At 43.9% G+C, this 9,596-nt stretch carries 10 protein-coding genes and 1 pseudogene; all 11 read left to right on the top strand.

The genetic code is table 11. The annotated features are described in order from the left end of the window. Positions 1-692: TetR/AcrR family transcriptional regulator (locus A3757_RS08145; RefSeq protein WP_082870172.1), on the top strand; the 692-nt coding region annotated here is incomplete at its 5' end. Next, complete coding sequence (locus tag A3757_RS08140; RefSeq protein WP_231872195.1) at positions 679-1,584, top strand: RNA methyltransferase; 906 nt, start codon at positions 679-681, stop codon at positions 1,582-1,584. The genes A3757_RS08145 and A3757_RS08140, both read left to right, overlap by 14 nt. Positions 1,585-1,619: 35 nt before the next feature. Beyond that, positions 1,620-2,393: a serine O-acetyltransferase gene (gene cysE, locus A3757_RS08135; protein WP_068510617.1), complete on the top strand. Its 774-nt coding sequence runs from the start codon at positions 1,620-1,622 to the stop codon at positions 2,391-2,393. A 147-nt stretch (positions 2,394-2,540) separates the two neighbouring features. Next, entirely contained in the window at positions 2,541-3,044 is a 504-nt protein-coding gene (locus A3757_RS08130) for a Fe-S cluster assembly transcription factor (RefSeq protein WP_068510615.1), read from the top strand. Positions 3,045-3,172: 128 nt separating this feature from the next. Beyond that, positions 3,173-4,321 carry an aminotransferase class V-fold PLP-dependent enzyme gene (locus A3757_RS08125; protein WP_068510613.1) on the top strand — a complete coding sequence of 383 codons (1,149 nt, stop codon included), beginning with the start codon at positions 3,173-3,175 and terminating at the stop codon, positions 4,319-4,321. 150 nt (positions 4,322-4,471) lie between these two features. Next, the gene (gene ndk, locus A3757_RS08120; protein WP_068510611.1) at positions 4,472-4,900 is read left to right on the top strand and encodes a nucleoside-diphosphate kinase; all 429 of its coding nucleotides are present in this window, start codon (positions 4,472-4,474) and stop codon (positions 4,898-4,900) included. Positions 4,901-5,085: 185 nt separating this feature from the next. Further along, complete coding sequence (rlmN, locus tag A3757_RS08115; protein WP_068510609.1) at positions 5,086-6,222, top strand: 23S rRNA (adenine(2503)-C(2))-methyltransferase RlmN; 1,137 nt, start codon at positions 5,086-5,088, stop codon at positions 6,220-6,222. 89 nt (positions 6,223-6,311) lie between these two features. After that, entirely contained in the window at positions 6,312-7,139 is an 828-nt protein-coding gene (gene pilW, locus A3757_RS08110) for a type IV pilus biogenesis/stability protein PilW (RefSeq protein WP_068554620.1), read from the top strand. Further along, on the top strand, positions 7,136-8,077 hold the full coding sequence (locus A3757_RS08105; RefSeq protein WP_068554618.1) for a RodZ domain-containing protein: 942 nt from the start codon (positions 7,136-7,138) through the stop codon (positions 8,075-8,077). Before pilW ends, A3757_RS08105 begins: the two co-directional genes overlap by 4 nt. A 49-nt stretch (positions 8,078-8,126) precedes the next feature. After that, entirely contained in the window at positions 8,127-9,239 is a 1,113-nt protein-coding gene (gene ispG / locus A3757_RS08100) for a flavodoxin-dependent (E)-4-hydroxy-3-methylbut-2-enyl-diphosphate synthase (protein ID WP_068554616.1), read from the top strand. Between the two features lie 101 nt (positions 9,240-9,340). Beyond that, positions 9,341-9,577 (top strand): annotated as a pseudogene (locus A3757_RS08095) (ATP phosphoribosyltransferase regulatory subunit); the annotation flags it as partial. Between the last annotated feature and the right edge of the window lie 19 nt (positions 9,578-9,596).

Here is a 9,596-nt window from a genome sequence, read left to right as displayed (position 1 = left end):
AGCCTGGTCACCTTATAATTTATTCGCAATTATATGGAACAACTTTGCAAGATAAAACAAATGACAGTCGTCGCAGGCCGACTCAGGCAAGAAGTAAAAAGCGTGTCGACGCAATTCTGAATGCAGCAAAATCCTTAATTTCTGAAAAGGGCAGCGCCCAACTTAAAATTCACGAAATTTCGGAGCGTGCTGGTGTTACCCCAGCTTCTATATATCAGTACTTTCCTAGTAAAAATGCGATTACCTTAGCGCTAGCTCAGGATACCTTTGATCAATCATTTAGCTCTTTGTCTGAAGCCTTGCCGGTGACGCGCTCAAAAGAAGAGGCATGCTTTGTGTTGCAAGAGGTTATTGAGAGCTACTATCAAGAATACCTTTCTGAGCCTGCCATGATGGATATCTGGGTAAGTGTTTCGGCAGACAAATCCTTACAGGATTTGGATATCGAAGATAGTCGCCGCGTAACGAAGCTAATTGTTGATTGTATTAAGCAATACTACGATGAACAGTATTGGGAAAAGTTACAACAGGTTGGTTTCCTACTTTCGCATATGGCAGGCTCTGCTGTTCGCATGGCTTTGTCGGTGCCTGCAAAAGAGGGGAGAGCGTTGATAGATTCCTTTAAGAGTCTGGTAAATCCAGCTTCTTTAGATAGTATGATATTTTTGGATATTGCCAGTGACTCAAAATAATATAGCGCTTAGTCGTGAAGAAAAACTGAGTGACCTGGTGACAGTTGTATTGGTTAGAACTAGTCATCCGGGAAATGTCGGTGCAGTTGCTCGTGCAATGAAAAATATGGGCTTAAGTCGCCTGGTCTTGGTCTCGCCATCAGAAGCCTATGAAAAAGATGAGCATGGTGAAATTGTTTATTTGTCTCCCTTAAATACTCACGATGCGATTAGGCGAGCTTCAGGGGCTGAAGATATTCTGGCAAAAGCAATGGTCTGCACTTCGCTTGATGAGGCTTTGGCTGGTAGTCAGATAGTGATTGGTGCTAGTGCCCGCAGTCGTAAAATGACTTGGCCGCTTATGAACCCTAGAGACTGTGCTTCCTTAGTGCTTGACAAGGTTTTAGCAGATGAAAACATCGACTCTAATGAGTGTGGCAGTTCGGTGTCGCTTATATTCGGTAATGAGGCGAGTGGCTTGAGTAATGAGGAACTGCACCGCTGTCATTATCATGTAAATATTCCAGCAGTAGAGAGTTTTTCCTCACTAAATTTAGCCATGGCGGTTCAGTTACTTAGCTATGAGCTGCGAATGGCTTTGCTATATCGACCAGATTGTTTGACCGAAAGCGTTGATAAATCTGTAACTGCCCCCAAACACCATTCATTGGCCAGTGTTTCCTCTCAAGATGAATCTTGGGATGAGCCGCTAGCAACTGTGTCCGAAGTTGAAGGGTATTTTAGTCATCTAGAAAAAACGCTAATAGAAGTAGGCTTTCATGACCCGGATAATCCTCGTCAGTTGATGACAAGGTTGCGGCGCTTATATCAGCGAGTTCACCTAGATAAGATGGAAGTTAATATATTACGCGGCATATTGACGGCAACGCTCAAGTTTGGTCGAAAAAAATAGAAGCTCCATATTTTTGGGGCTAGATAGGAAATTTTATGTTTGAAGGCTTGAAAGACGATATTCAGAGTGTATTTGATCGTGATCCTGCAGCAAGAAACACCTTTGAGGTGTTAACGAATTATCCTGGTTTACATGCCTTGCTGCTACATCGACTAGCCCATAAGCTCTGGCTCAGAAATTTTCGTTGGCTTGGGCGCTCCCTTTCAACTTTTAGTCGCTGGCTCACGGGAATAGAAATCCACCCGGGGGCACAAATAGGTAAGCGCTTTTTTATCGATCATGGCATGGGTGTAGTGATTGGCGAAACCGCAGTAATTGGAGATGATGTTACCCTTTACCAGGGGGTTACCTTGGGGGGCACAAGTTGGAACAAAGGTAAGCGTCACCCAACGCTTCAGGATGGTGTGGTGGTTGGCGCGGGTGCCAAGGTACTTGGGCCCTTTGATGTAGGGCAAAATGCTAAGATTGGTTCAAATGCAGTTGTTACTAAAGAAGTCCCGGCTGAAGCAACCGTAGTTGGAATCCCGGGACGAATTATTCTCAAATCAGTTCCTGAAACGGCTACCCCGGATGACAGTAAGCGTAAGAAAATGGAAGAGAACTTTGGCTTTGATGCTTATGGCTTAAGTGATGAGATGCCCGACCCGGTTGCGCGTTCGATTAGAAGTATGCTGGATCATATGCATATGGTTGATGAACGGATGAATGAAATGTGCAAATCCTTACGTAAGCTTGATGACGGTTATAACAAAGAGGCTGTACCTTCTATTGATGAAGATGACATGTGCTGTTTTAAAGATATTAAGTAATAGTTCGATTTGGTGAAGGGCTAATGTCTCAATTATTGGGGAGAGGCTTGAGAATACTTGATTAAATTACTCAGGTAATAGATAATTTTTCAGCAATGCATCGCTCCGATGCTGACTATAAACACTTCAAGAGACATGAATTAAGCAATGCGCCTAACCACAAAAGGTAGATATGCAGTCACTGCAATGCTTGATCTTGCGCTGCATGCTTGTCATAACCCGGTTGCCTTAGCAGATATCTCGCTTAGGCAGGGTATCTCTCTTTCTTATTTGGAACAGCTGTTTTCGAAACTTAGACAACGTAAGCTGGTTAGAAGTATACGTGGTCCGGGAGGCGGTTATCAGCTAAATGTTGAGGCTGCTGATATTTCAGTTGCCGCCGTTATTGATGCTGTTGATGAGTCAATTGATACAACTCGTTGCGGCGCCAAAAGCCGTGAGGGTGTGGAGGAAAAAGCTGAGAAAGGCGGTTGTCAGGACGGCGAGCAGTGCCTCACTCATCATTTATGGATGGATCTTAGCCAGCAAATACATAGTTTTCTAAATTCTATAAGTCTTCAAGACCTTATGAACAAACGAGAGGTTCAGGTTACTGCTATTCGTCAGAATGAAGCGGCAGAACTTATTAACTCAAGTTTATTAGATATATAGCATTCTGCGGGCTCTTTTCTATTGCAGTAGTTGTGCTTGTCGGTCAATTTACGTTCATGGTAATCAGAACTTCCTCTCTATATAATACGCGCAAAATTTAGTCTGTATTATTTTGTGAACCCTAATCTATGAATAAGCCTATTTACCTCGATTATGCGGCGACTACTCCTGTTGATTTGCGTGTGGCTGAAAAAATGTCCAAGTTTCTGACGATGGACGGTGTCTTTGCCAATCCAGCCTCCCGTTCTCATATATATGGTTGGCAAGCAGAAGCCGCTGTCGAGCATGGGCGAAAGCAAGTTGCCAGCTTATTATGCGCGGATACGCGAGAGATTGTCTGGACCTCTGGTGCGACAGAAGCGAATAACTTAGCAATTAAAGGTGCGGTGTTGGCGCGTAAGTCGCAGGGTAAGCATATTGTTACATCGATGACTGAGCACAAGGCAGTTATTGATAGCGTCAAGTTCTTAGAGTCGCAGGGTTATTCGGTGACTTGGTTGAAGCCTCGCGTCAGTGGGGGAATCTCAGTTGATGATGTAGCGCAGGCACTTCGCCCTGATACGGTTTTGGTCTCCTTGATGCATGTGAACAATGAAACTGGTGCGATTAATGATGTCTATGAAATCTCCAGACTTACGGAATCGAAGGGGATTCTTTTTCATATCGATGCTGCGCAGAGTGCAGGAAAACTAAAAGTAGACACGAACGAATTACGTGCCGATATGATTTCAATGTGTGCTCACAAAATCTATGGTCCGAAAGGTATTGGTGCCTTATATGTACGGCGCAAAGCTGATTTCACTCTTCCAGCGCAAATACATGGTGGTGGCCATGAGCGAGGAATGCGTTCTGGTACTTTACCTACGCACCAGATCGTTGCGATGGGAGAGGCCTTCGAGATTGCAGCGGCATCAATGACGGAAGAACAGGTCAGTATCTCTGATCTTAAATCCCTGTTTATGGAACGTATTTCGGGCTTGGGTTGTGTGCGTGTAAACGGTCAGTTCGAGCATTCGATTTCAGGTATTTTAAATCTGTCATTTGAGGGCTTGGATGGGCAGGTCTTGCTTTCTGCTCTGCCACAGTTAGCGATTTCGTCAGGCTCCGCGTGCACCTCGGCTAGCATGTCTCCATCGCATGTGTTGACAGCTATGGGCTTGTCTGACGAATTGGCATTGAGCGCCTTGCGTTTTTCCTTTGGTCGTTTCACAACTAAAGATGAAGTGCTGAAGGCCGCTGAGATGCTCTGCTCGGCAGTCACGCGAATGAAGGGCTAGAGTTCGCTAGTTTATTGGGCTAAAAGGCTGCTAGAGTTCTTTGTTTTAATATTTTTTAATGGCGTTATTGGTGAGTGTCTTTTTTCTGCTTTGCCCTGTATAATCCCGCCACAATTTTTTAACTTTTAAACTTACTTTGGAGATAAGCTCATGGCGGTAGAACGCACTCTTTCAATCATCAAACCTGATGCAGTAGCAAAAAATGTAATTGGTAAAATCTACAGCCGTTTTGAAAAAGCTGGACTAAAGATTGTTGCTTCAAAAATGATCCACATGGATGATGAAAAAGCTGGCGGTTTCTACGCTGAGCACAAAGAACGTCCTTTCTATGGTGACTTGGTTTCATTCATGACGTCTGGACCGGTTGTTGTTCAGGTTCTAGAAGGTGAAAACGCAGTTCTTGCTCACCGTGACCTAATGGGTGCAACAAACCCTAAAGAAGCAGCAGAAGGTACAATCCGTGCAGACTTCGCAGAGTCTATCGATGCGAACGCAGTACACGGTTCTGATTCAACTGAATCAGCAGCTCGTGAAGTATCTTACTTCTTCGCAGATGCAGAGATTTGCCCACGCGGCTAAGGCTACATTAGCCTAAAGCAAGCAGGATACCATTCCCTGTAGCGCCTCAAATAGACGCTCAGAGAAAGGATCCTGCTTTTTGTCGTTATTATAGCCGGATTAATAACGAGTAGACTTCGCTCAATAATTTGAATGATTGGGTGAATAAACATGCAGTTCGGCAGTATTTTTACGCGAGAGAATTTATGAGCGCAGATGTAACACCAGAAACCAAAAAAGTTAATTTGTTGGGTCTTCCACGGCAAAAAATGCTGGATTTCCTGGAGGGGATCGGTGAGAAACCGTTTCGTGCCAAACAAATCATGCAATGGATTCATCAATATGGTGTGCATAACTTCGACGAAATGACCAATATCAGCAAAGCGCTGCGTGAAAAACTTTCAAAGATCGCAACGATTGAAGGGCCAGATATTATCTATCAGGATATCTCGTCAGATGGAACTCGTAAGTGGGTGATGCAGATGCCTGGCGGTAGTAGTATCGAGACGGTGCTTATTCCTGAAGGTGACCGTGGAACCTTGTGTATTTCTTCTCAAATCGGTTGCGCTCTGGATTGTAGTTTTTGTTCTACTGGTAAGCAGGGTTTTAATCGTAACTTGTCTACAGAAGAGATTGTAGGTCAGATTTGGAATGCTATTGCCTCCTTTGAAGAACTCGACCGGGTAAAAGATCGTCCCGTAACAAATGTTGTGTTTATGGGTATGGGCGAGCCGCTGTTAAATTTTGACAATGTCATGGATGCTGTAGACATCATGATGGATGATTTCGCTTACAGCATTTCCAAGAAGCGTCTGACAATCAGTACTGCTGGTGTGGTGCCAGCAATGGATCGAATGGGCGAATTTACCGATGCCTCGATTGCAATATCCTTGCATGCACCAAACGATGAGCTTAGAAACGAACTGGTGCCGGTGAACAAGAAGTATCCGATTAAGATGCTGCTTTCATCGCTAAAAAGCTATCTGGATCAGCTTTCGGATAAACGAAAAGCGACCATCGAATATACCCTAATTGCAGGAGTGAATGATCGAAAGATTCATGCAGATCAATTGATCGAGATTTTGCGTGGAATTCCCTGTAAGATCAACCTTATACCTTTTAATCCTTTCCCAGGCTCAGGGTATAAAAAGCCCTCAAACAACGAGGTCCGATGTTTTCAGGATTGGTTGATTGCGGGTGGTTATATCACGACCGTTAGAACAACGCGTGGTGATGATATTGATGCGGCTTGTGGGCAGCTTGTCGGTCAGGTTGAAGATCGAACGAGACGCAGTGCGCGCTACGCGGATGCAGCAAATACAATTGCTGCAAAACAGCTATAAAATATATTGGTTTGGTTAATTTTTATAGAAAAAGAGACCGCAATGAAAGCGGCTCGTATAAAAAATAGAAAAAGGCAGATTAAATTCGCATGCTGTTTTTGAATAAACAATACAGATTCTTATTGAAGGGCTGGCTGATAGTCTTCTGCCTTCTCTTGCAAGCTTGTGTGACGACGACCAATAGTTCGCTAACTGATAAGGCCGATCCGGTTGTCGCAGTAGGGCGTTATGTGACGCTTGGTCTTGAGTACATTAAGCGGGATGACCTGCATCGAGCTCGAAAGCACCTGAACAGAGCGTTGGAGATATCACCACTGGATGCCCCAGCTAACGCAGCTATGGGCTTGGTTTACCACCAGGAAGGGGAGACAGTTGCTGCTGAGAATTACTTTAAACAGAGTTTGGAAACCGACCCAAGCTATACGCGTGGAAGAAGTTATTACGGCGCGTTTTTGTATTCAGTTGACAGAATTGAGGCGGCGCTTGAACAGTTTAAACTAGCATCTGAAGATACGCGTTATGAAGGCCGTTCACAAATATTCTCTAATATCGCTTTATGCCAACTTAAACTAGGTAATAGTGCTGAAGCAATTGAAGCTTATACCAGTACTTTGCGCTTGGATCGTAGTAATGGTCGTGCGCTATCTGGTGTAACGGAGCTGCTGATCCAGTCCAACGATTTTGAAAGAGCTCAGCATTATTATAATCGCCTCGTACGGTTGATTCGTGAGCGCGGTATGCAACACTCAGCTCAGAGTTTATGGCTGGGAATCAGGATTGCCAATTATTATGATAGTTCTCAGCAAGTGATTACTTTGGCAGGCTTACTCGAGCAAATGTATCCCGATACTGAAGAAAACCAGCTTGCCAAGAGTTTACTTGGAAAAAAAATAACGCTAAATGGTGCTAGTCGATGAGTAAGGAAACAGCTGATATTTCGTCAAGCCCAGGCTTAATTCTCCGGACTGCACGAGAAGAGTTAAAATTTTCTATCGACCATGTTGCACATGATCTTCACCTAAGGGCAAGTGTTGTGCAGTCAATGGAGAATGAAGATTATGACGACTTCAGTAGCGATGTTTTCTTAAAAGGTTATTTTCGCTCTTATTGTCGTTTGGTTAACTTGCATGAAGAGCGAATGGTTGAGCTGCTTGAGGTTCAGTTACGTACTCGCAAGAATGAAATCGAGAATGTAGCCTTAAATGCTAAAAAAGCCGAGAAAGCGAAATTCCGTAAGAAATTGGTCAGTGTGCTGTTTGCATTGGCCTTAGTCGCTGGTTTGAGTGTCTATGTTTTAGGATATTTATTGGTAGAAGATAAGCCTCTACAAGAGGGAAGCCCCTTACCTGAAAGTACGACAAGCTCTCCAAGCAGCTTATCACCGAGTACTGAAACAGAAGGCCAAAAGATTATACTGGATGACCCAAAATCTGAGCTACCAGCTGCTAAAAATGCTGCACAGACTCTGGCAAACGAAAAGATAGTGATAAAGGCTGTGCCAGAAAAAACTGAGATAAACACTTCCACGGCTTTGCCCCAAGACGCGTCAAACATAGTGGAGCTGAGCCCTGAGGGCGGTAATTCTCCAGTTGTTGAGGAAAAACAGTTTTTTAATGCAAACTTTACTGCGGAGTTTAGTGGTGATTGCTGGTTCAAATTTACTAATGCAGAAGGTAAAACTGTATTTGCTGCTTTAAAACGTGCTGGCAATAAAGTTAATTATACAGGGCCAGCTCCTTTTACAATGGTGCTGGGCGATGCCAAACAGGTTCAGGTTGAGTTTGAAGGGAAGACGGTTGATTTGAAACCTCACACTGCCAAGAATGGCAGAGTTCAATTGACCTTAAGTCCATAATGCTAATGAATTGTTATGAGTGGCCTTCAACGGTCAAAGGATTAAATGAATGAAGTTTGAATCGCCTATAAAACGCAGAAAATCCAAGAAGATATGGGTTGGGGATGTAGCTGTCGGTGGCGATGCACCTGTTGCTGTGCAGAGTATGACCAATACTGAAACCTGTGATGTTGAAGCGACGGTAGCGCAAATAAAGGCATTGCAGGACGCAGGTGCTGATATCGTGCGTGTTTCAGTTCCTAGTATGGAAGCGGCAGAAGCATTCAAAGAAATAAAGAAGAAGACCTCTATTCCACTTGTTGCTGACATTCACTTTGACTACAAGATAGCCCTAAAAGTAGCCGAATACGGCGTGGATTGTCTGCGTATTAACCCTGGTAATATAGGTAAAGAGGACCGTATTAAAGCAGTAATTGACTGTGCTAAAGAGAAAAATATCCCGATTCGTATCGGAGTTAATGCGGGCTCATTAGAAAAAGATTTGCAAAAGAAGTATGGCGAGCCAACCCCTGAAGCCTTGGTGGAGTCGGCAATGCGTCATGTTAATATCCTGCGGGCTCATGATTTCGATAACTTTAAGGTCAGCCTTAAAGCTTCAGATGTTTTTATGACAGTTGCTGCGTATCGAATGATTGCTGATCAAATTGAACAGCCTTTGCATTTGGGTATTACCGAAGCCGGGGGTTTTCGATCAGGTGCGGTTAAGTCTGCCGTGGGTTTGGGGATGTTATTAATGGATGGCATTGGCGATACGATTCGAGTGTCGCTTGCTGCCGACCCTATTGAAGAAATCAAAGTTGGTTTTGATATTCTTAAAAGTTTAAAGATTCGCTCAAAGGGTATTAATTTTATTGCCTGCCCAAGCTGCTCTCGACAAAACTTTGATGTTGTTCAGACAATGAATGAATTGGAAGAGCGCTTAGAAGACGTCACGACGCCATTGGATGTTGCGATAATTGGCTGTGTTGTAAATGGTCCGGGTGAAGCTAAAGAAGTAGACGTTGGTCTGACCGGTGGATCGCCGAATAATTTACTTTACCTTGATGGAAAGCCGGACCATAAATTAGCTAACACAACACTTGTTGATGATTTAGAGCGAAACATCAGGTCCAAGGTCGCAGCCAAAGAGGCCCAGGAGTCTCAGGTGATTGCAAAAGCATAGAATTTAACACTGTAATTTTTCCTCTTGCTTGCTAAGTGAGCTCGAGAGAAGTTCTAGATAATAAGGATTAAACCTTGGCAAAAATACAAGCTATCCGTGGAATGAATGATTTGTTACCCGGGCAATCTGCAGTTTGGCAGTACTTGGAAGGGCATATAAAAGGTGTGCTCCAAAGTTATGGCTATCAAGAAATTCGCATGCCTATTGTCGAGCAGACAGAACTATTTAAACGCTCTATCGGAGAAGTTACCGATATCGTTGAAAAAGAAATGTATACCTTTGAAGATAGAAACGGTGACAGTTTAACCCTGCGCCCTGAAGGAACTGCATGCTGCGTTTGAGCAGCCGAGCAGCATG

It is taken from the genome of Oleiphilus sp. HI0117 (assembly GCF_001635235.1).
The sequence above is the reverse complement of the archived record's forward strand: the minus strand, read 5'-3'. Positions and strand labels throughout refer to the sequence as shown.